Here is a 22,457-nt window from a genome sequence, read left to right as displayed (position 1 = left end):
CACAACCACCCTACCCCAACAACCGCATAGGCGAAGGATAACGCGGCTTTACCTCCGCGTGTGGCGAAGGCGCGCTCTTTTCAGGATCCACCCAATCCCGGTCCTGGCAGCGCCTCACCCGCCCTACTCCTTCTCGAACCCCTGGCTCGAAAACCTCAGCGTCCGGCTGTTTTCGGTCACCGTGCGCACCACGTTGTCGGGCGCGCCGTCCGGGATTTCCGCCGCGATCTCCAGCGTCACGGTCACCCTTGCGCCAATCAAGCCCGAAAGGTGGGCGATGACTTCCTCGCCGATCCTGCCGGCATCGCGCCCGACGCGCGTGGCATCGAGAACGGCCGTGCCATGGAAGCGCCTGAGCCTCGCGGCGGCCAGCGGCGGCTCGCCGGGCGCGGCCGCGCCCGGCGTCGGGGTTGGACCGGCGCCAGTTGCGGTCGACGGCCCGGAATGGCCGAAATTCGACGACCCGGCAGCCTGCTCCGCATCCATCTGCTTGCCGGCCACTTCCGGCTTGACCAGTGACCCGGCGCATGCGCATCGGCCAGCGCCAGCATGACGCCGCCGCGCAAGCCCGGTAACGGCCGGCCACTTCGTCATGGCTGTCGGCAAAAGCGAAGCTGTCCTGTGACCAGGTCAGCAGTTTCACCCCGTCGCTGATGGCGTGCAGCAGCACGGCCGGTTCCTTGAGCCGTGGCAGGTAGGGATAGCGCGCAAAGTCCTCAATCAGTTGCTTCACTTCGACATGATCGCCGCGCCACAGCGGGATCTTGTCGAGTTCCATGCGCAATCGCGTCGGCGCAAAGCTGGTCAGGTAAAGCTCGTCGGCGCGCAGCTTCTTGCTGGCGCGCACCGCCAGCGCATCGGTGCCGGAAAGCCGCTGCGCCACCCAGGTCACCGCCGATTGCGGCGTATTCTGCACCGGCGCCAGCAGCCACTGGTAGGTTTCCGGCAGGCGCGCGGTGACGGCGCTGTCGGCGGCCGCTCGTTGGTTCTCGGCCTGCTTGACCTGATACGGCGTCAAATTCAGTTGCACCTGCTCATCGAGGATCGACTGCCAGGCCAGTATCTTGCGCGCAGCCTCTTCCAGATCCTGCAGGCGGGTCTTGTCCGCCGCCAGAAACACCAGCGTATTACGATAGATCCGTGGCGAATTGCCGCGCGTTTCCAGGATGACCCTGGCCACCGCCTCGGCGTGGTTGCTCGCCTCGCGACTGTACGGATGCCCGACTCCCAGCACCACCAGCCGCGCCTCCAGATCGTCGGGGACATCGGCGCCGCTCTGCGGCATGGCGTGGATGCGGTTGAAATCGCCGGTTCGCGCCAGGTCGCGGCGCAGGCGCTGCTCCAGTTCGTGCGCAACCTTGTCCGGCTCGCGCTTCAACTGTTCGGCGCGGTCCTCGGCCAGCTTGGTGACTGTCGGCTGCGTCGAATACCAGTAGTGCGGCCCGTCCTGATAGAGATAGGTTGCCGCCCCGGCCATGCGCCGTAGCGCATCGCCGAACACCGCCGGTGATTCGCCCGGCATCACGCAGCCCAGCTTCACCCGGCGATCCTCGATGCCCTTGTGCGCGGCCGCCGTGGTCGGCGCCGAACCCAGGTAAATGGCCCGTGCCACGCGTCGGCAGGCCGAGAGTCGGCCGAGGTTGGGCAGTTCGCCGTCGAGCCTGAGCGGCAGCGAATTCGGTCCATCGACATCCTTCTCGATGACTGGCACCCAGTTATCCGAAAGGTAGCGCGTCAGTTCCGACTGCACGCGCGGGTCGTCGATCGCCACGTTGGCCGGCAGGATCAGCGGGTTGCGGTCGCCCTTCTCCCACAGGCTGTGAATTACCGCCGCCATCAGGCGCAGCACACCGCGCGTGCGCTGGAATTTCACCAGCGTGGACCAGTCGGTATAAAGCCGGTCGAAAATTTCCGGGTGAATCGGGTAGGCCGCCTTGATCCGCTGCTCATAGTCGGATTCACGGCATTCAGGCGGAAACTCGGCCTGCTGGTTGCGGTAAAACTCGGCAAAGGCGCGCGCCACGACATCGCGGTCCTTGAACTGCGCCGGGTCGGAGAGTGGCTGAAAGAGCCGCCGGCGGACGATCTCGAAGCCCTCCTCCGCCGTCGCCGGCCGCCACGAGGATTCCACCCGGCCCACCACGTTGCGCAGCCGGTCGAGCGCCTCGCGCCCGCGCGTGCCGCCGACCTCGACATCGTCGGCTTGCGTGTGTGGCGAGCCGGACGTATCGGATGCCGGCAAGCTGATGACCAGCAGGCAGTTCCTGGCCAGCTTGGCCGATTCGGTCAGCACTTGGGCGAAGGTGAATTGCGTCTCGAAGCCACCGGCAGGCAAGTCGCTCTGGTCGTGCAACTGGCGGGCATAGGCCACCCACTCGTCGATCAGGATCAGGCACGGGCCGTATTCGTTGAACAGTTCGCGCAGCACGTCGCCGGGGCTGGTGGCGCGCTCGTCGTCGTTCTGCACCCGTGCGTAAGCCTTCCTGCCACCCAACTGCCAGGCCAGTTCGCCCCACAGCGTATGCACGACCGTACCATCGGCCTTGATGGACGGGTTGCCCGGCGAAATTTTGTTGCCCACCAGCACCACGCGCCGCGCGCCCGGCACCGTGCTCGCCCCGGCGCCAGCCATGACGGTGTCGATGCCCGCCAGTTCGGTCGGCGCAATGCCGGAAAACAGGTGATAGAGCGCCAGCATCGAGTGCGTCTTGCCGCCGCCGAAGTTGGTCTGCAACTGCACCACCGGGTCGCCGCCACCCACCGTCAGGCGGCGCACGGCGCCGGTCAACATCTCTTTCAGGCTCGCCGTCAGGTAGGTACGGCGGAAAAATTCGACCGGATCGCGGTATTCCGGCGTTCCCTCGCCCAGATGCACCTGCCACAGATCGGCGGCAAACTCGGCCTGCTGGTAACGCCCGCTGGCCACGTCCTCGTGCGGCATCACCACCTCGCGCCACGGCTTGAGGCTACTTGTCACGCCGCTCTCGATGGCGATGCTCGATGACTTGCGCTTCTCGCCGCGTGCCTGCTCGTCGAAGCGCACGCGCAGCAGTTCCATTTTCATTTTTTCGACATCGTCGGCCTGGGGGGCAGAAACGGAAGCCAGCAGGCGCCCGATGGAATCGAGCGCGCGGTAGGCGTCGTCGCTGGAGAACGGTTCCTGATGCGCCCACTTGTTGCGCCAGTCGCGAATTTCCGAGACCAGGCTGCGGTCGGCAAAGCCCAGCGTCCGCCGAAAAACCTCGTTCCAGGTTTCCCACATCAGCTTGAGCAGCGCCGCCACATCCCACTCGCCCATGGTCTTGTTGGCGAGAATCGGGTCATCGACAAAAGCACGAACCTTTTGCATCGACAGGGAATTGGCCGCGATGGCCGCCTTGATCTCGCGCTCGACAAACGGCGCCAGCCCGGATTTCAGAAGCTCCAGCGTCTTGCCGACGCGCTCAAAGTTGGTGATGGCCATGTTTTCCTGATTTCTCAGCGAGTGAATTGCGGGTCTATTTCATGCAGAATTTCACCGGCCCAGGCATTGATTTCGCCGTAGCGCTTGAGCAACTCGCCGTCGCGCAAACGAAAAAGGAGCCGTGCGGAAGCATTGTCCACAGAGTTGTCGTAGAGATAGGCGCGGTCCACACTGCGCGCAACAACCGAGCAATTGGCCAGTGAGCGCGTATAGCGGCCAATAATCTTGCTGATCGGCACGTCGTGTCCGCCTTCCATCACGCGCAGCGCAACACGCTTGGCATTGATCGACGGATCATCGGTGCCAACAAAAAACAGGCGTACGAAAAAGCCCGCCTGTTTCGCGCGCCGGATGAAGTCGATTTTGTCCGGCATTGACAATACCGTCTCGAATGCCAAGCTGCAGCCCTCGCGCAGACAACGCTCGCGCATTTCTGCGGCACGCACGGCGGCCTTGCCCACGGCATCGGGTGCATTCCAGTCGCCAAACTCGTCACGGGCGATGTAATCAGGATTAACGTACTCGCAACCACCCATCCATTCGTGGCGCAACAGTTGTTCGGTGATCGAGGTCTTGCCCGCCCCGTTCGGCCCTGCCACAACAATCAAGCGCGGCTTGATCTGATCGGTCATGTCACCACCGGACGATGGTTTGCCCGCGCAATATCGGCACGCAAGCGGCGCATGAGTTCCTGCCGGGCGGATTCAGAACGCCGCCTTGCTTCGGTCGCCACGGCAATCATCAAGGATTCCAGTTGCTCGTCACTCGGTTCGTGCTCGATGTCGTTCAGGTCAAAGCGTTCGGTCTGCATAATGTTCTCCTTCAGTCATGGGCTTGATTGTCACACGGACTCAGCGAACAGATCGCCGCTGCCCGGCGTCGCGACGCGTGGCTTCTCACGGGCCAGGCGGGTGATTTCCGGCCAGCTTTGCACCAGGCCGTTGTAGGCCATCGCTTCATTCGCGCGCTTCTTGCGCTCGCACAGCGTGCAAGCGGTAGCAGAGTTCGCGTGCGGTTTCGGCCTGGCTGCCGAGTTTGGCGACCAGCGTGGCGGCGGCGGATTCACCGCCGGCTTCGAGGACGCGGATCAGGTGATGCACCATTTCCCAGACGGTGAGGCGGGTGTCGGTGGTCGGGTCCCAGTCGGCGGGGAGTTCGGCGGGTTTGAGCAGGCGCACCTTGCCTTTGCCCGAAGCGATGATACCGGCCTCGACCAGCCCGCTCACCGCCGTGTTCTTGGCTTTCGAGAGTTGCTCGGCGACGCCGTACTCGCCCTCGTTGAACGCCATCTGCTCAAACCACGCCAGCGCCCAGCGGGTGTCGGCATCGAAGTCACCTTCCTGCTCGGCCAGTGCCTCGTCGAGCGTCTGGTTGATCAGCGCCAGCGCGGCGCGCACCGACAGCGGCTGGCCTTCGGCATCAAGGACTTTGGCATAGCGGGTATACACCGCCATGCCGGGGCCGATGGCCGCCTGCGCCAGATCGACCGGCGCGATGTTGCCGGCTTGCAGGTGAGCGAGCGCGGCGGGGAGTTCGGCCTTGAGCGCGGCGAGGAAATCGCGGCGGGTGGCGGTCGGCGCGCTGGCGGAACGCGGGCGGCAGACGAGGACGATGCTGGAAGCGAGCGCGTTGGTGCCCGAGCCGATCATGCGATTGCTGAGTTCCGTGCGCATCGGCCAGGTGCCGCTGATGGCGAAACCGGCCTCGATGACGGCGGCGAGAAAGGTGTCCCAGCCGGTATTGGTCGTGCCGTCGCCGCCGTCGCTTTCGGCTTGCTTGAAGGCGTAGTAGATGGTGACCGGAAAGGCGGGATGCGCCTGCTCGGCCAGACGGTGCATCGCCTGCGTCATGCCGTCGAGGAAGAAAGTTTCGGCCTTTTGCTTGCTGCCGTGACGGTAGGGCGTGGCAACCAGTTCCTCTGCCTTGGGTACGGCCATGGTGGTGAACAATTCGGGAAATACCGGGCGCAACGAGCGGCGCAGCCAGACGTAGAAGAAGTCTGAGAGGTCGGCATAGCCGATGTTGTCGTAATACGGAGGGTCGGTGGAGACGACTTTGCCTTCGCTAATAGACTGGGTTGTCGCGTCCAACTGGCGACTCGTACCAAGGTCTGACCTGTAGCCGGACGCTACGCCATCAATGCTCTCCGCTGTCCATTCAACCGCGCCACGAAAGCTGCCTGTTCCACTTAGGAGCATGTTTGGTTCCGCAAAGTCCCAAGTCATTGGGATGCTCTGCCGTGCGAATGTATTGCGTGTTGAATCTCGCCTGGTGAACCATGTGCAAATGGTCGAGCCTCGATCGGCTAGTTTCGAGATCGCAAACGCCAAATACACCCCCACCGCCTCCGCATACGCCGTTGCGCCAGCGCCGAATTTTGCGAGGGGCTGGTTGTCGTCGGGCAGGCCGGCGGCAAGGGCGTCGCGCTTGACCCGCTCGCGCGCCTCGGCCACCAAGTCGGAGAAGGTCGTCAGCGCCACAAGTTGGCGGGGGGTGAAGAGGTCGCCGTAGGTTTTCAGTCCATAGAGTGGTGGCGAGAACCAGCGCGGGTTCTCGGGCATGGCAACTTCCGGCTTCCACTCTGGTTGCGCCTTGAGCGCGGCCGCTTCGTGTTCCGGGGTCGGCGCGAGATAGACCCGCCCGCGGGTGCCTTCGGCGACCACCGCCATCAGCCGGGCCCCCATCCGTCCGGCGTTGGCTTCGCCGTAGATGTGATCGGAGGCAATCGGCGCGTCCGACATCAGGCACTTGAAATTCGCTCCGCGCGCCAACTTGGTTCCGCTCTTCGCCCCTTCCGCATCGTCCGGCTTGCCCACCTGCACCGTGAAGCGATAACTGCCGCCTTCGATCACCGGCTCGACATACGCTTCCTTGCCCGGCTTGGTCGACAGCATGAAAGTCGAGGCCAAAGGCACGTCGACCGCAGCAAACGCCGGATTGGGGCTTTTGACGGTGCGCGCCCACAGCCAGGCGATGACGGTAAGTTGCCGGCCGACGTACTGCTTGAGGTCGGGCCGCTCCTCGGCCATTTCGGCGGTGACGTCGACCTTGGGGTAAAGGTGGCCGATGCGTTTTTCCGCTTCGTTACGCATCCATTGGCCGTAGTGGCGCACGTCCTCGGCGAGGCCCTGCGCGCCCCGCCACTCGCGGCCGGCGAGGTCATTTTTTTGCCCATTTTCCGGGTTGACCGCAGCTTTGCCGGCGAAGCGCGGCGGTATCTCGATCATCGCCTTGTTGATCAGCACCGCGACCGGGTTGAGGTCGCTGGCGTAACTTTCCAGCCCCAGGCGCTGTGCTTCCAGCGGCAGCGCGCCACCGCCGGCGAACGGGTCGTGGAAGGCGGGCAGCACATGGCGGTCGAACAGTTCCCTGGCGCGCGGATGATCGGCATTTTCGGCGCAGGTATAGCGCCAGCTCTGCCAGATTTCGTCGCGCGCCGCCTGCAACACGGTTTCGTTGGTGGTGTTCTCCCACAGCACGAGTTGCTCGATGATGCGGAACAGCCGCTGGCGCTCCTGCTCCTGCTTCTTCGCGGTGGGAAAGAGGTCGGGATGCGCCGACGGGTCATCGACCATCTGCGCAAAGATCACCGCACGCGCCGCCGCCAGAGGCCGCCGCGCCCACCACAGATGCAAGGTGCTGGGATGGCCGTGACGGATCGACTTCTCGCGCGCCGCCGCCTTGTTGATGGCTTCGAGCGGCAAGGCGACTTCGATGAGTTTCTTCTTGGTCATGACCAGATTCGCTTGACGGGGTAGTGTTGAAATGCCTGATCAACGCTGATCAGCGTGTAGCCGATCCACCAGAGAAAAGCATGGGTATCGAGCAGCAGTTTCATTGATAGCCCTTGAAGCCGCCAAGCGCTGCATCAAAGGCGTCGGCCATCCAGACCAGTCCTTTGGCGCTACCGGGCTGCCGCGGCAGCCCGGATTCAGCGGGATCGAGTCTTTGTTCGAGAAACTGCACGAAAGCAAAGACTTCGGCAGCGACCGATTCGGGCAGTTGCTTGAGGTGTTGATAGACCACTTCGGCGTGGGTCATGAGTTTTCTTCTGTAGCGAGGGGTTCCTCGTCGGCGATATCTTCAGCCAGGGCGCAGTATGCCGTCTCGTCGTGCAAATCGGTCCATTCTGTCAATGTCGATTCGAGGCCATGCAAATATTCTGTAGCGAATGCGGTGGCTTCATCGGCGACCTCTGTCTTTACGTTCATCGCGGTGCCCTCGGCACGCGCCAGCAGTCCGGCAAAATCGTAATTGACGCTGGTGACGCCAAAATCCGGCTCGCGGTTGAATGGTTGGCGCAGGTAATGCACCTTGTGGGTGTCGGCGTCGAAAAATTCGACAATGGCGAGGATGAAGTCGTCGGGCTTGTTGAGCGAATAGAGAATCTCGTTCCTGGTGACGGTGATGGTCGGCGCGCCGGAGACGCGACCCTTGACTTCGATGAAGCGCAGCCTGCCACTGCCGGAGATGCGGCTTTCGATGTCGTAGCCGAGCTTTTCGAACTCGCGGTCGATCGGCTCGAAGCCAAGGCCGCGCTCGATGTCCATGATGACGGCGCGGGCGCGGGCGGCACTGGCCTGGGTGTCGATGGGTGCGGTCGACTGCCCGGTCATGGCTCGAATCAGGCCGATGGGCACGACCAGCAGGCCACCGAGGATGACCGGCGGCAGCGGTGAAATCTGCGCCTCCAGCTTGAGGCCTTCGAGGCGCTTTTGCAGCCGGCCTTGCAGGAGGTCGGCACGCTTGCGCGCTTCGCCCGAATTGAGCCGGGCATTGGGCTTGCCGGCGGCTTCCTGCAGCTTGATTTCTTCGGCACGGTGGTCCCAGTAGGTGATTTCCTTGGTCAGCCGGTCCTTGACCGCGGCTTCGGTCTTGGCGATGAGGCCGAGTTTGTGGCCTTTGACTTCGGCCAGGTGCTCAGGGACGACATGGGCGATGGCGTAGCCCTGCGCCTTGTGCTCCAGTTCGCGGCTGATCCACTGGCATTCGGGGCGGTCGAGCAGTGCGTCGATGCCCGGTTCGCCAGCGGCCAGCGGACGGTAGTCGAGATAGGGGGCGTAGTGAATATGGCGGGCCGTGCCGGCGGCGTCCATTTCCACGTGCAACATGCGCTTGGAGACGACGCGGCGCTCGCCGACGCGGGTCAGGCCGGCGTCCTGAATGGTGTGTTCCAGGTAGAACACGACGCGCGGGGCGGTGCCGGGGTCGCGCTCGTCGACCAGCGCGGTGCCGCGCTTGAGCAGATCACGGTTGCGCTCGAGTGTCAGGTCGATGACGGAATCGAGCAGGGGGTGGCCGGGGCAGACGAAAGCGGCGAGCGGCTGGCCTGCGGGGCGACCAATGATTTCTCGAAGGCGATGCGCTCGTAGCGTGGCAGCACCGGTTTGCCGATGCCGATAAGGCGGTCGCGGTTGCGCACCGGGGCCGGCACATGGGTGACTTCATAGCGCCGGGTTTCGCGCTGTTTGGCGGCGCCACCGAGGCGCTTGAAGGCTTCGGGGAAGAAGGATTCGATGTAATGCGGTTGCAGGCGGCGGGCGTCGGCACGTTCCATGTCGGCGCGGATACGCTGCACTCTGCTGGCGTCCATGGCGTCGTGCGCCAGAACCCGCTCTTCGAGCAGGTTTTGCAGGTGCTCGCGGTCGAGCGTGGTGTCGAGCACGGTGGTGAGGAAGGCCATGACTTCCGGTTTTTCGCCGTGGCGGATGGCTTCGATCAGCAGTTCGCGCAGGGACTTGCCCTCGAACTGGAGTTTGCCGAGCACGTCGAAGACCTGCCCGCCCAGCGCCTGGCGCGCCTGTTCGAGCTTTTCCAGCAGCCTGCGGTAGACATCGCCCTCGCGGGTTTCTTCGGCGACCAGGTTCCACAGGTGACAGACTTCGGTCTGGCCGATGCGGTGGATGCGGCCGAAACGTTGCTCGATCCGGTTGGGGTTCCACGGCAGGTCGTAATTGACCATCAGGTGGGCGCGCTGGAGGTTGATGCCTTCGCCGGCGGCATCGGTGGCGAGCAGCACCTGCACCTCGGGGTCGTGCTTGAAGGATTCCTGAACCTTGAGCCGCTCTTCGCGCCCGACCCCGCCATGAATGATGACGACAGCCTCCGCACGCCCGAGGAAGCTGGTGATGCGGTCTTGCAGATAGTTGAGGGTGTCGCGGTGCTCGGTGAAGATGACGAGTTTCTGGTGCGGCGATGGGGTGTGCGGCGGAATCTTGCCGGCGCCGTAGGGGGCGGCGGGCTCGGCGACACGATGGGCGGCGGTGAAAATTTCACCGAGCAGGCTGGAGAGTTGCATCCATTTGGTATCGTTGCCGCTACGGCGGACGCTCAGGGCGCTGGATTCGAGACCCTTGAGCGTTTCGATTTCCATGTGCAACTCGGCAATGGAACGCGCGGCAGTAGCCTGATCGAGAATTTCCTCTTCGACGGCTTCGACTTCGTTGTCGGGGGCTTCGTCGAGGTCTTCTACGTCTTCGGCATCGAGGACAGGCAACGAGGCTGCGAGGATGGGTGCGGCCTGGCCACCGCGCTGGAGCACTTCCAGTTCGCGCAGCCGGCTTTCCAAGCGTTCGCGGCGGCGGCGCAGCGATTGGTAAATGGCTTCGGGCGATGAGGCCAGACGGCGTTGCAGGATGGTGAGGGCAAAGCCGACGGTGCCGGCGCGCTTGTCGTTCGCCAGCGCCTCGGCGCGGTTGAATTCGTCGCGCACGTAGTCGGTCACGGCCTTGTAAAGCACGGCTTCAGCCAGCGAGAGCTTGTAGGGCACGGTGTAGGCGATGCGCTCGGGAAACAGCGGCGTGCCGTCGAACTTGAGCAGGCTTTCCTTGACCATGCGGCGCATCAGATCGGAAACGTCGGCCGTATGCACGCCGTCGCGGAACCTGCCCTCGAAGCGGTCGCCATCGAGCAGCGCCATGAAAAGCTGGAAGTCTTCTTCCTTGCCGTTGTGCGGCGTAGCCGACATGAGCAGGAAGTGTCTGGTCAGCGTCGACAGCAGTTGGCCCAGCCGGTAGCGCTTGGTGTATTTGACCTCACCGCCAAACACGGTGGCCGACATCTTGTGGGCTTCGTCGCAGACCACCAGATCCCAGCGGCAATCGGGGGCTTGCAGTTTCTGCTGCACTTCCTCGTTGCGCGAGAGCTTGTCGAGGCGGGCGATGACGAGATTGGTCTCGAGAAACCAGTTGCCGGTGCGCGCCGCCTCCAGCTTGTCGTTGGTCAGAATCTCGAAGGGCAGATGGAAGCGTTGGTCGAGTTCGTCCTGCCACTGTTCGGCGAGGCTGCCGGGGCAGACGATCAGGCAGCGTTGCAGGTCGCCGCGCGCAATCAGTTCCTTGATGAGTAGCCCGGCCATGATGGTCTTGCCGGCGCCGGGATCGTCGGCGAGTAGAAAACGCAGCGGCTGGCGCGGCAGCATCTGCTCATAGACGGCGGTGATCTGGTGCGGCAGCGGATCGACGATGGAGGTATGCACCGCCAGCACCGGATCGAACAGGTGCGCGAGGCGGATGCGCTGGGCTTCGGAGACCAGGCGGAACAGCGCCCCGTCGCCGTCGAAACTCCACGGCCTGCCCTGTTCGACAATTTCGAGATGCGGCTCGTCGTCGCGATAGAGCACCCGGTCAGCCAATTGACCGGCGGCGGTACGGTAGATCAGGGTCAGCGCCGCGGAGCCAAACCACTGGACGCTGACGACCGTGACCAGCGCATCGGGGACGATGCCGCGCACGGCGGCGTTCGGCTGGAGTTGTTCGAGCGTCATCATCGGTGAGTTTTTGTCTTTCTTCTTCGCGTCGAGGCAGATTCTGTATTGTCAGGCACTGGCCGGCCAAGAGCAAAGAATTCATGCACAGTTCATGTGAATGCAAGTAAAGACTCAAGGGGCCTCCAGAGTAACCAGCCTTTCCGCCGGTTTCCGATGGTTGCCCTTGAACGCCAGGAGACAGTCACCGGCATCTTTGTTAAAGAGAAAGCCGACAAAAAACCCGCACTCGGGCGGGTTAGGTGGACTTCGCAAGACTACTGGATGGTGCCCGGGACGGGGGTCGAACCCGTACAGCCAAAGGCCGAGAGATTTTAAGTCTCTTGTGTCTACCAATTTCACCACCCGGGCCGCTTGCCGATTATAGCGAGTGACGGACGCAAAAAAGGGAAAGCGACGGTCGCTCTCCCTCTTTCTTGATTTTCTTGTGGAGCGGCAGAAGAGTCTCGAACTCTCGACCTATACCTTGGCAAGGTATCGCTCTACCAACTGAGCTACTGCCGCAAATTCATGGAGGCGCGAGCCGGAGTCGAACTGACCTACACGGATTTGCAATCCGGTGCATAACCGCTTTGCTATCGCGCCCCGCTTGAAACCGATGTCTTCGTAACTAAAAAGAGAAAGCCGCGCTTTCCCTCAAAAAACTGGAGCGGCAGAAGAGTCTCGAACTCTCGACCTATACCTTGGCAAGGTATCGCTCTACCAACTGAGCTACTGCCGCGCTAAACCGAGCGGGCATTATAGGTGCTGCCAACGAATTGTCAACGCTGAGGCGCTCATTCGAGATGGCCATTTGCAGACGGCTATTTATCTTCACTGTGCGCCGCGATTTCCGGCCAGGCCATCCGCAGGTAGTAGCCCATGGACCACAACGTCAGCAGCGCGGCGATCCAGATCAGCCAGTTTCCCAGAAGCCGGCTGTCGATGCCCAGGAATTCATCATAGTAGAGCAGCATCGGAATCGCGACCATCTGCGCCGCGGTCTTGATCTTTCCCAGCATCGATACCGCTACGCTCCTGGCGGCGCCAATCCTGGCCATCCATTCGCGTAGCGCCGAGATGGTGATCTCGCGCCCGATGATGATTGCGGCGACGATCGCATCTGCGCGCCCCAACTGAACCAGGATGATCAGGGCTGCCGCGACCATCAACTTGTCGGCGACCGGGTCAAGAAAAGCCCCGAACGCCGAAGTCTGGTTCAACCTGCGCGCCAGGAACCCGTCGGCCCAGTCGGTAATGGCCGCGGCAATGAACAGGGAGGTCGTCACCACATCGCGCTCATGGGCCGCAACCCAGCCGTCGGGCAGATAGTAGACCGCTATCAGCAGCGGTATCGCGACGATGCGCAGCCAGGTCAGCAGGATGGGCAGATTGAAAGGCATTGGCTCAGTGTAAGGCTGCGTAAATCTTTTCGGCTTGTTCCCGGCTGATCCCGGTTACTTCGGCCAGTTGATCCGGCGTTGCTGCGAGTACCCCGGCCAGGCCGCCAAAACGCGCAACGAGTGCCTTGCGACGGGCTGGGCCGATACCCGGGAGATCCTCCAGCCGCGAACTCTTTCTGGCCTTGCCGCGCCGTGCCCGATGGCCGGTGATGGCAAAGCGGTGAGCTTCGTCGCGGATCTCCTGGATCAGGTGCAGTGCCGGGTGTTCCGGCGGCAATTGTAACGGTTCGCGGGCATCCGGGAAAACCAGCGTTTCCAGTCCGGGCTTTCTCCCCTCGCCCTTGGCGACCCGATCATCGCCAGTTCTCCCAGTCCAAGTTCCGCGAGCGCAGCATGCGCACAAGCGACCTGCCCCTTGCCACCGTCGATCAGGATCAGGTCCGGCGCCATTCCTTCGCCACCAGCCACGCGTTCGTAACGCCGGCTGACGGCCTGGCGCATGGCGGCATAATCGTCGCCGGGCTCGATGTTGCGGATGTTGAAGCGCCGGTAGTCTGCCTTTTTCATGGTGTTTCCCTGGTAGACCACGCAGGACGCAACGGTGGCCTCTCCCTGCGTATGGCTGATGTCAAAACATTCAATGCGCTGGATCGCGTCCGGCAACGCCAGAACCTGCCGCAGGGCCAGCATGCGTCCTTCCTGCTGGGCCGACGCCTGATTCCGGGCGATGATCGCCAGCCGGGCGTTCTGCACCGCCATGTCGGCCCACGCCCGGTGCAGCACCGAACGTGCCTCGATGACGGGCACCGCCCGCCCGGCCAGTTCGGCAAGCAGTTGACCGACATCGCTCCCTCCTCCTCTTTTCCGGCAACGGCAGCGCGATTATTCTGGCGGGTGCCGGGTGGGCGGCATAGTGCTGCCGGATGAATGCCGCGACGGCCTCGGCCGTTGAGCAGTCGCCGGCATTGACCGGAAATTGGGGGCGGTCGCCCAGATGCCTGCCCCCCCTGACCATGGCCAGATTGACGCAAAGCTGCCCGCTTTCGCGCTGGGCAACAATGATGTCGATGTCCTCGCCCTTGCTGCTGGAAACATATTGCTTTTCCTGAATTTGGCGCAGGGACTGGATTTGATCCCGTAGACCGCCGCCTGCTCGAACGCGAGCCTCGCCGATGCCGCCTCCATCGCTTTTGTCAGGCGCCCGGTGACCTCCTGTTGGCGGCCGAGAAGGAACATCGACGCCAATTGAACGTCCGCCGCATAGTCTTCGGGGTTGACGTGCCTGACGCACGGCCCGCTGCAGCGCTTGATCTGGTAGAGCAGACAGGGGCGTGAGCGATTGGCGAACACCGAATCCTCGCAGGTCCGCAGCCGGAACATTTTCTGCAACAGATGGATGCTGTCGCGGATGGCCCATGAGGAAGGATAGGGACCGAAATAGTCTGCCCTGCGATCCGGATTACCGCGAAAGAAGCCGAGCCGGGGAAACTCGTCCCTGGTGAGCACGATGTAGGGATAGGACTTGTCGTCGCGAAACAGGATGTTGTAGCGTGGCGACAACGACTTGATCAGGTTGTTCTCGAGCAGCAGCGCTTCCGCCTCGGTGCGCGTCGACGTGGTTTCGATGGCTGCGATCTGACTGACCATGTGCGCGATGCGCGGACTCGACAGGTTTTCCCGAAAGTAGGATGAAACCCGCTTCTTGAGATTCTTCGCCTTGCCAACGTAGAGTACGGCGCCACCGGCATCGAGCATCCGGTAGACCCCGGGCAACTCGGTCAGCGAGGCGAGGAACTCGCGGGCGTCGAAACTCATGCCGCTTCCGGATTACCCGAGTCGCGCCTTGACACCGGCGAAGACGGCTTCAAAGCTGTCTCGCGACAGGCGCCCCGTACGCCAGTTGTAGCCGCTGCAGTGGTAGCTATCGACCAGCAGGCGGCCATCCGGCAAGACATGGTCGAGATTGTGAGCAAACCGGTAGTTTGCCGGCTTGAGGCCGTAGGCGCGAAGTACCGCCTGATGGGCAATGGTACCGAGGGCGACGATGACCTTAAGGCACGGCATGGCGGCCAGCTCTGCCTTGAGGTGGCCATTGCATTCGTGGATCTCGGCGGTCGTCGGCTTGTTGGCAGGTGGCAGGCAGCGCACGGCATTGGTGATCCTGGAGTTGACCAGCCGCATCGCCGGATTGGCCCGTTTGTCCGGCCCGAGCGGCGCGGGGTCAGTGGCGAAGCCGAAGCGGTGCAGCGCCGGATAGAGCAATTCACCGGCGACGTCACCCGTAAAGGGACGACCGGTACGGTTGGCTCCCTTTTCGCCCGGACCGAGCCCGACCACGAGCAGTTCTGCGTCCAGCGGGCCGAAGGCCGGGACCGGCAGCGCGTGCCAGTCCGGATCGCGCCGGCGGATGGTGGCGAGGTGCTCTGCCAGACGCGGGCAGGCGATACAGTCCTGCGGATCGCGGAATGACGACATGACGGCGATGGTAGCATGCCGCCCATGCAGCTTCATTGGGACATCTTCTGCCACGTTGTCGACAATCACGGCGATATCGGCGTCTGCTGGCGGCTCGCCCGGCAACTGGCTGCGGAACATGGCAAGCAGGTGAGACTGTGGCTCGACGACGTGGACAGCCTGCGGCCGCTGTGCCCTGCCGTCGATGTCGCAAAGGACAGACAGCTTTGCCAGGGTGTCGAAATTCATCGCTGGGCCGGGAATGTTGCGGTCGACCGCGTCGGCGAGGTGATTATCGAGGGTTTCGGCTGCAAGCTTCCGGAAGGCTACCTGCGGGCGATGGCGCAGGCGGCGACCGGGCCTTGCTGGATCAATCTCGAATACCTTTCCGCCGAATCGTGGATCGAAGGCTGCCACGGCATGGCTTCACCCCACCCCACCCTCCCGCTGACCAAATATTTCTACTTTCCGGGTTTTTCGGCTGCCACGGGGGGGCTGTTGCGCGAGAACGACCTGCTCGCGAGACGCGATGCCGCCGCCAAGTGCCGCCCTCCTCGCGAGGGCATCGATATCAGTCTGTTCTGTTACGACAACGCCCCGGTGGGCGAACTGCTGGAGGTAATGACTGGCTCACCGAGTCCGGTTCGCGTCCATGTCGCGTCGGGCAAGCCGCTGACCGCCGTCCAGGCGCATTGCGGTGGAAACGGCCCGTGGCAGTTCGGCGAGTTGCGCGTGATTCCGTTCGACCCTCTGCCGCTCGATGAGTACGATAAATTGCTGTGGCGCTGCGACATCAATTTCGTTCGCGGCGAAGATTCATTCATCCGTGCGCAATGGGCCGGCAAGGCGTTTGTTTGGCAGCCTTACGTCCAGGAAGCCGGCGCCCATCTGGTCAAGCTGGATGCCTTTCTCGGGCGCTACACCGCCGGGATGAACCATCTCGCGGCGACTGCCGCGGTCAACCTGTTCAAGGCATGGAATTCAGCCGACAACCTTCGTCGCGCCTGGGCGGATTTTCTCGCGGCGAGGATGGAAATCACCGCACACACCCGCCGCTGGAGCCAGGGTCTTGCCGAGCGCCCCGACCTGTGCACAGACCTCGTCAAGTTCTGTGCCACCAAGGTATAATTCTGAGTTTACTTTTTTCGGCATTTGGAAATTTCGAATGAAAACCGCACAGGAACTCCGCTCAGGAAACGTCATCATGGTTGGTTCCAACCCGCTTGTCGTTCAGAAGACCGAGTACAGCAAATCCGGCCGAAATGCGTCGGTGGTCAAGATGAAGCTCAAGAACCTCTTGAGCGGCGCCGCTTCGGAAGCGGTCTACAGGGCCGACGACAAGTTCGAGGTGGTCGTCCTCGAGAAAAAGGAAGTAACTTATTCCTACTTCGCCGATCCGATGTACGTATTCATGGACGCCGAGTACAACCCGTTCGAGGTTGAAGCGGAAAACATGGTCGACGCGCTCAAATATCTTGAGGACGGTCTGGCCTGCGAAGTGGTCTTCTACGACGGTAAGGCGATTTCCGTCGAACTGCCGAACAGCGTGGTCCGCGAAGTCGTTTACACCGAACCCGCGGTCAAGGGCGACACCTCTGGAAAGGTATTGAAGCCAGCGCGCCTGACCACTGGCTTCGAATTGCCGGTTCCGGCCTTCATCAGCATCGGTGACAAGATCGAGATCGATACCCGGACCGACGAGTACAAGAGCCGCGCCAAGTAATCAGCGACCTTTGAGTTGCGTGGATCGGGCGGCTTCGGCTGCCCGTTTTTATTTATAGCACCGGATCTGCCGGTGACGGCACATCCCTCGTGGATCAGGTCATCAATCGCCCAATGGCATCCCGCGCCGCGCGATAGCGCGGGTCCGACTGAAGCGCCTGCCAGTCCATTGCTGGCAACTTCGGCAACAAGGCTTCGACCCGCCTGCCTCTGGTCGGATCGACTTCCGGATGCCAGTCAGCCAGGACCTCGCCCACCGCATCCGGGGAATTGCACACGAGCAACATGTCGCAACCGGCACGATAAGCCATATCGACCCGATCGCGCATGCCACCGACCACTCCGGCGCCTTGCATCGAGAGATCGTCCGTGAAAACGACGCCGTTAAATTTAATGTTGTTTCTTAGATATTCTATCCATCTATTTGAAAAAACAGCCGTATTACAATCCATACAGTTGTAGATTACGTGTGCGGCCATTACCGCGTCGAGGTTGACTTCGCGATAAGGAAGCAGGTCGTCCTGCATTGCCTCGAGGCTGCGGTCATCAACCGGAAGCTCAACGTGCGAGTCGGGAATGACGTAACCATGTCCGGGGAAATGCTTGCCGCAGTTGCCCATCCCGCCCTCACGCAGGCCGGCGGTCAGCGCTCGGGCCAGCGCGATGACGGCACCCGGCTGGCGATGCAAGGCGCGATCGCCGATGACCCGCGACGGTCCGTAGTCGAGGTCGAGGACCGGCGTAAACGAGTAATCGACGCCGCGCGAGCGCAGTTCGGCGGCGAGGACATAGCCCACATGGCGGGCTGCGTCGCGTGCGGCTTCGGGTTGTCGATCCCACAGTTGTCCGAGGGTAGCCATCGCTGGCAGCCTGGTGAATCCATCGCGAAAGCGCTGCACCCTGCCCCCTTCATGATCGACAGCGATCAGGAACGGGCTGCGCAGCGCGTGGATTTCACTGGTCAGTGCTTCCAGTTGCTCGGGATTCTCGTAGTTCCGGGAGAACAGGATGATCCCGCCAACCAGCGGGTGGCAGAGGCGCTCACGATCGAGGTCGGCGAGTCGGGTACCGGCGATGTCGATCATCAGCGGACCGAAAGCGAGTTGTTTCATCGGCGTTCCACGATGACATAGGCGATGGCGTATTCCGCCTCATCGCTCAGCGAAAGGTGAACCGAAAGTCCCTGGTTTTCGATCATTTCAGCCAGTTGACCGCGGAAGGCGAGGATGGGCTTGCCAAGTTTGTCGTGAGCGACGGCAATGGCCGGCAGGACAGCCGGCGGGCGCACGCCGGTGCCCAGCGCCTTGCAGAACGCCTCCTTGGCCGCAAAGCGCTTGGCGAGAAAACGTGCCTTGGCGGCGGCCTCCGCGAACTCCGCGAGTTCTTGCGGCGCGAGCAGCTTTTCCAGCACTCTTTCGCCATGCCGCTCCCACATCCCTTGCAGGCGCTTCACCGCAACGATGTCGGTGCCGATGCCGTGGATCATTCGCCGCGCTCGGCGGCTTCGCGCATCAACTGCTTCATTTCACGCACCGCTTCGCGCAACCCGACAAAAACGGCACGGCTGACGATGGCGTGGCCAATGTGCAGTTCGCGCACCCCGGCCAGCCGGGCGACCGCCTGGACGTTGTAGTAATTGAGCGCATGGCCGGCATTGAAGCGCATGCCAAGCTTGCCAACGCGCTGACCTGCTTGACGGATCTTGCCCAGTTCGGCGACGACGGCCGGGGCTTCGAAGTCGCGGCCCATGGCGTGGAAGGCATGGGCGTAGGGTCCGGTGTGGATTTCACAGACGCGGGCACCGATGCGTGCCGCCGCCTCGATCTGTGGAATCTCGGCATCGATGAAGACGCTGGTCATGATGCCAACATCAGCGAGACGGGCAATGACATCGGTCAGCCGTGCTTCCTGACCCAGGATATCGAGCCCGCCTTCGGTGGTCACCTCATGACGGCCTTCCGGCACCAGCATCGCCATTTCCGGTTTCAGCGCGCAGGCAATGCCGACCATTTCATCGGTCGCCGCCATTTCAAGATTGAGCTTGATCTGCGTCAGATCGCGCAGTCGACGGACATCCGCATCCTGAATGTGACGTCGATCCTCACGCAGATGAACTGTAATACCGTCGGCACCGCCGAGATGAGCCTCGACCGCGGCCCAGACAGGGTCAGGTTCGTAAGTGCGGCGCGCCTGACGCAGCGTGGCGATATGGTCGATATTGACCCCGAGTTCGATCATGACTCCTGCAACTCCTTGAATATCCTGCGCGTTTCCAGCTCCTTGCCGCCAAGATAATAAGCCATCAGCGTGCGCATCAGTTGCTTGGCCTCGCCGCGCGATCGCGGATCCGAGAAATCCTCGGCCGCAAGATCGAGCAAGGTCTTGCCGCTGACCACCTGGGTGGCGGCACCCGCATGTTCCAGCCGGACCGGGCCCTGTTCCATGCGGTACGTATAATGGGCTGCGGGAATGATTTCCTTGCCGCTGCTGTCATGATTCAGGGTCAGTCCGTAGCCAAGTTCCTGCAACAGCGCTTTCTCGAAGCGGCGCAGATCGGCCTCGCGCTCCCCGGTGCCAGCATCCTCGGCCAGGCGCGAAACCATTTCCGTGTAGCGCTCGAAGAGATTTTCGTGGGCATCCTCGCGCGGCAGCAGGTGCATCAGCAATTCGTTGAGGTAATACCCACAGAATAGGGCTGCGCCAGCCAGCAAGGGTTGGCCGCCCTGCCATTCGGCCTTCATCAGGGTGAGAACTTCGCCCTTGCCGGCCCAGCCCAGTTCAAGAGGCTGAAACGCCATCAACAGGCCGCGAATCGCCGAGCGTGGGCGGCGCGCCCCGCGTGCCAGCAGCGCCATGCGGCCGAAGTCACGGGAGAACACTTCGACGATGAGACTGGTTTCCCGGAACGGGTATGCATGCAAGACGTAGGCTGGCTGGCCATCGACTTTGCCGCGCAGATTCATTCGTAACCAAGGCTCTTCAGCAGGCGCTCGTCGTCGTTCCAGCCGGATTTGACCTTGACCCACACCTCGAGATAGACCTTGCCGCCGAACAGGCGCTCCATGTCCTGACGGGCCTCACTGGCGATCCGCTTGAGCGATTCGCCGCCCTTGCCGATAATGATCGCCTTGTGGCTGTCGCGGTCGACGACGATTGCAGCGAAAATCCGCCGCAGATTGCCTTCGATTTCAAATTTCTCGATCTCGACCGTCGTCGCATAGGGCAGTTCGTCGCCGACGAGGCGGAAAACCTTTTCCCGGACGTATTCGGCGGCAAGAAAGCGCTCGCTCTTGTCGGTCAGATCGTCCTCCGGGAACATCAACCCTTCGTTGGGCAGATGCTTGCGTGCTTCGGCAAGCAGTTCCGCGGTCTGGCGACCCCGGGTCGCGCTGATCGGCACCACCGCAGCGTAATCGTGCTCCGCGGAGACCTGAGCGATGAATGGCAGCAGTGCTGTTCGATCCTTCAACTGGTCGGTCTTGTTGATGACCAGAATGACCGGCCGGTCCTTGGGCAACAACCTGACCACCGCCTGATCCTTGGCGTCATAGCGGCCGGCCTCGATGACGAAGAGCACCAGATCGACGTCGCTCAGTGTCTGCGTCACGCCGCGATTCATTGTCCGGTTCAGGGCATTGGCAAACCTGGTCTGGAAGCCAGGCGTATCGACGAAAACGTATTGCGCATCGTCGTTGGTGACGATCCCGGTGATTCGGTGCCGGGTGGTTTGCGCCTTGCGCGAGACGATACTGATCTTCTCACCGACAAGATGGTTGAGCAGCGTTGACTTGCCGACGTTGGGACGGCCAACGATGGCAATGTACCCGGAACGGATCTTCTTCATGCCTTGAGTGCTTTCAGTGCGTTGTCGGCAGCGGCCTGCTCGGCCAGACGGCGGCTGCCACCCTGTCCGATGGTGCGCATGGCGGGATTTGCAATTTCGCAGGCGACCTCGAAGCGTTGTTCATGAGCCGCGCCGCTGGTTGCAATGAGTTGATAGCGTGGAAGCGGCTTTTTCCGCCCCTGCAACCATTCCTGCAGGCATGTCTTGGCATCCTTGTTCGGTTGCCCCGGCGTCAGTTCGTCAAACAACGGGACGTAAAGGCGAGCGATGACCGCTTGCGCCGCTTCGAAACCACCATCGAGATAGACGGCTCCGATCAGCGCCTCCAGCGTATCCGCAAGTATTGATGGCCGTTGGTTGCCGCCACTTTTCAGTTCGCCCTCGCCCAGACGCAGGTAACCGCCGAGATTCAGCGTGACGGCCAGCCTGTGCAGCGCATCCTGACAAACCAGGGTCGCACGCAACCGCGAAAGTTCGCCCTCAGCCAGATCCGGATAGCGCCTGAAGAGTGCAACGGCGATCACGCAGTTGAGAACGCCGTCACCAATGAATTCGAGCCGCTCGTTGTTGTGGTTACCGAAGCTGCGATGTGTCACAGCAGTCTGCAGCAACTCGCGATCGGCGAAGACATGCCGCAACGACGACGCCAGCGTCGACAAGTCAATCACCTGGCGCTCAGTCGGCAGTCGAACCTTTGTAGTTGATCATCAGACTGACGTTGCCGAACAACGGGATACGCTTGTCGTAGTCGAACGAGACCACGATCTTGCCTTGATCCTTGGAAATATCAAGTTGTTCCGGCGTGAAGTCGAGCTGATCGATATTGGCGAAATTGTCGAAAGTCTTTCTGACGTCGGCAACCGTCGCGTCAGGACCCACCTTGTTAACCGTTGCCTTGATATCCTTGAGAATCTTGTAATACTCGATCGTTGTCGGCACTACCTTCATCCCCAGCACGGCCACCAGCATTATCACGATGCCCCAGAAAATGAGCCCCGAAAGAGCCACCCCACGTTGATATTTCATTTTTTCTCCTACTTGAAGGAACCAATCCGGCTGGGACTGCTCAGGTTCAACCAGATAAAGAATGCCTTGCCCACAATGTTCTGCTCTGGGACAAAACCCCAGAATCGACTGTCACGGCTGTTGTCACGGTTATCGCCCATCATGAAGTAATGCCCGGCGGGCACCTTGCAGATGACACCGGCCGCGTTGTAGGTGCAATTGTCCCTATACGGAAATCGGCTCGCATCGGGGATGAACACCGGCGCATCACTGTCGTTCAGGTACCTGTACTCAAGATCGCCCATTCTAACGACATATTGTTCCGAGTAGTAGAGGCGTTCCGGATGATGGTAGTCGAGAACCTTGGTCGTTTCGACGGCCTCACCGTTGATGCTCAGACGCTTGTTCTGATAGGCAACCGTATCGCCCGGCAGCCCGATGACGCGCTTGATGTAGTCGAGCGACGGGTCTTCCGGGTAGCGGAAAACCATCACGTCGCCCCGCTGCGGCGAACTGATGTCGATTATCTTCGTGTTGATCACCGGCAGCCGGATGCCGTAGATGAACTTGTTGACGAGAATGAAGTCTCCGATCTGCAAGGTCGGAATCATGGATCCCGAGGGGATCTTGAACGGCTCGAAAAGAAAGGAGCGCAGAAAGAAGACAATCAGGATGACCGGGAAGAAACTGGCGCCCCATTCCACCCACAGCGGCTCCTTGGCTTGACTGTGCTCATCTTGCGCATCCAGATCCCGATCGGCCGGGGCCGGCTTCGATCCCGATCCGGAGGTTCGGCTTTCTATGCTCTGTGCCCTGCCCGAT

At 62.0% G+C, this 22,457-nt stretch carries 15 protein-coding genes, 4 tRNA genes and 4 pseudogenes; 2 read left to right on the top strand and 21 right to left on the bottom strand.

Annotation, left to right across the window (positions count from 1 at the left end):
• Positions 1-123: 123 nt before the first annotated feature.
• The 13 genes and pseudogenes from IPP03_00815 to IPP03_00755 all read right to left on the bottom strand — a co-directional run bounded on the left by IPP03_00815 (position 124) and on the right by IPP03_00755 (position 15,085).
• A pseudogene (locus tag IPP03_00815) lies at positions 124-3,463 on the bottom strand (DUF499 domain-containing protein).
• 14 nt (positions 3,464-3,477) lie between these two features.
• Positions 3,478-4,095: a zeta toxin family protein gene (locus IPP03_00810; protein ID MBL0351308.1), complete on the bottom strand. Its 618-nt coding sequence runs from the start codon at positions 4,093-4,095 to the stop codon at positions 3,478-3,480.
• On the bottom strand, positions 4,092-4,274 hold the full coding sequence (locus IPP03_00805) for a hypothetical protein (protein MBL0351307.1): 183 nt from the start codon (positions 4,272-4,274) through the stop codon (positions 4,092-4,094). The genes IPP03_00810 and IPP03_00805 overlap by 4 nt, the downstream gene beginning before the upstream one ends.
• A 30-nt stretch (positions 4,275-4,304) precedes the next feature.
• Positions 4,305-7,197, bottom strand: a pseudogene (locus IPP03_00800) (DUF1156 domain-containing protein).
• Positions 7,198-7,297: 100 nt separating this feature from the next.
• Positions 7,298-7,504 carry a DUF2281 domain-containing protein gene (locus IPP03_00795; GenBank protein MBL0351306.1) on the bottom strand — a complete coding sequence of 69 codons (207 nt, stop codon included), beginning with the start codon at positions 7,502-7,504 and terminating at the stop codon, positions 7,298-7,300.
• Positions 7,501-11,231, bottom strand: a pseudogene (locus IPP03_00790) (DUF3883 domain-containing protein). Before IPP03_00790 ends, IPP03_00795 begins: the two are co-directional and overlap by 4 nt.
• Positions 11,232-11,493: 262 nt before the next feature.
• Positions 11,494-11,579 (bottom strand) — tRNA-Leu (locus tag IPP03_00785).
• A gap of 77 nt (positions 11,580-11,656) precedes the next feature.
• Positions 11,657-11,732, bottom strand: a tRNA-Gly gene (locus IPP03_00780).
• 7 nt (positions 11,733-11,739) lie between these two features.
• Positions 11,740-11,813 (bottom strand) — tRNA-Cys (locus tag IPP03_00775).
• Between the two features lie 60 nt (positions 11,814-11,873).
• Positions 11,874-11,949 (bottom strand) — tRNA-Gly (locus IPP03_00770).
• An 82-nt stretch (positions 11,950-12,031) separates the two neighbouring features.
• Positions 12,032-12,610, bottom strand: coding sequence for a CDP-diacylglycerol--glycerol-3-phosphate 3-phosphatidyltransferase (gene pgsA, locus IPP03_00765; protein MBL0351305.1), 579 nt, complete (start codon positions 12,608-12,610; stop codon positions 12,032-12,034).
• Between the two features lie 4 nt (positions 12,611-12,614).
• Positions 12,615-14,425 (bottom strand): annotated as a pseudogene (gene uvrC, locus IPP03_00760) (excinuclease ABC subunit UvrC).
• Positions 14,426-14,437: 12 nt separating this feature from the next.
• The gene (locus IPP03_00755) at positions 14,438-15,085 is read right to left on the bottom strand and encodes a uracil-DNA glycosylase (protein ID MBL0351304.1); all 648 of its coding nucleotides are present in this window, start codon (positions 15,083-15,085) and stop codon (positions 14,438-14,440) included.
• 15 nt (positions 15,086-15,100) lie between these two features.
• On the opposite strand from IPP03_00755, the gene earP reads away from it, so the two are divergent.
• Together earP and efp are read left to right on the top strand one after the other, a co-directional pair.
• The gene (earP, locus tag IPP03_00750) at positions 15,101-16,192 is read left to right on the top strand and encodes an elongation factor P maturation arginine rhamnosyltransferase EarP (protein ID MBL0351303.1); all 1,092 of its coding nucleotides are present in this window, start codon (positions 15,101-15,103) and stop codon (positions 16,190-16,192) included.
• A 37-nt stretch (positions 16,193-16,229) separates the two neighbouring features.
• Complete coding sequence (gene efp, locus IPP03_00745) at positions 16,230-16,787, top strand: elongation factor P (GenBank protein ID MBL0351302.1); 558 nt, start codon at positions 16,230-16,232, stop codon at positions 16,785-16,787.
• A gap of 94 nt (positions 16,788-16,881) precedes the next feature.
• On the opposite strand, the gene nagZ is transcribed toward efp, so the two are convergent.
• Genes nagZ through lepB form a run of 8 tightly spaced genes read right to left on the bottom strand, consistent with a single transcriptional unit; the run spans position 16,882 to position 22,438 of the window.
• Positions 16,882-17,898 (bottom strand): beta-N-acetylhexosaminidase, encoded by a 1,017-nt coding sequence (gene nagZ, locus IPP03_00740; protein ID MBL0351301.1) that lies wholly within the window; start codon positions 17,896-17,898, stop codon positions 16,882-16,884.
• Positions 17,895-18,272, bottom strand: a complete 378-nt coding sequence (locus tag IPP03_00735) for a holo-ACP synthase (protein ID MBL0351300.1) — start codon at positions 18,270-18,272, stop codon at positions 17,895-17,897. The genes nagZ and IPP03_00735 overlap by 4 nt, the downstream gene beginning before the upstream one ends.
• The gene (locus IPP03_00730; GenBank protein MBL0351299.1) at positions 18,269-19,024 is read right to left on the bottom strand and encodes a pyridoxine 5'-phosphate synthase; all 756 of its coding nucleotides are present in this window, start codon (positions 19,022-19,024) and stop codon (positions 18,269-18,271) included. The genes IPP03_00735 and IPP03_00730 overlap by 4 nt, the downstream gene beginning before the upstream one ends.
• Positions 19,021-19,749 (bottom strand): DNA repair protein RecO, encoded by a 729-nt coding sequence (gene recO / locus IPP03_00725; protein MBL0351298.1) that lies wholly within the window; start codon positions 19,747-19,749, stop codon positions 19,021-19,023. The genes IPP03_00730 and recO overlap by 4 nt, the downstream gene beginning before the upstream one ends.
• Positions 19,746-20,630 carry a GTPase Era gene (era, locus tag IPP03_00720; protein MBL0351297.1) on the bottom strand — a complete coding sequence of 295 codons (885 nt, stop codon included), beginning with the start codon at positions 20,628-20,630 and terminating at the stop codon, positions 19,746-19,748. The genes recO and era overlap by 4 nt, the downstream gene beginning before the upstream one ends.
• Positions 20,627-21,295: a ribonuclease III gene (gene rnc, locus IPP03_00715; protein ID MBL0351296.1), complete on the bottom strand. Its 669-nt coding sequence runs from the start codon at positions 21,293-21,295 to the stop codon at positions 20,627-20,629. The genes era and rnc overlap by 4 nt, the downstream gene beginning before the upstream one ends.
• Positions 21,296-21,305: 10 nt before the next feature.
• The gene (locus tag IPP03_00710) at positions 21,306-21,656 is read right to left on the bottom strand and encodes a DUF4845 domain-containing protein (protein MBL0351295.1); all 351 of its coding nucleotides are present in this window, start codon (positions 21,654-21,656) and stop codon (positions 21,306-21,308) included.
• A gap of 8 nt (positions 21,657-21,664) precedes the next feature.
• On the bottom strand, positions 21,665-22,438 hold the full coding sequence (gene lepB / locus IPP03_00705; protein MBL0351294.1) for a signal peptidase I: 774 nt from the start codon (positions 22,436-22,438) through the stop codon (positions 21,665-21,667).
• Positions 22,439-22,457 lie beyond the last annotated feature (19 nt).

The organism is Candidatus Dechloromonas phosphoritropha, assembly GCA_016722705.1.
GTDB classification, from domain to species: domain Bacteria; phylum Pseudomonadota; class Gammaproteobacteria; order Burkholderiales; family Rhodocyclaceae; genus Azonexus; species Azonexus phosphoritrophus.
This window is presented reverse-complemented; position numbering and strand designations above follow the sequence as displayed.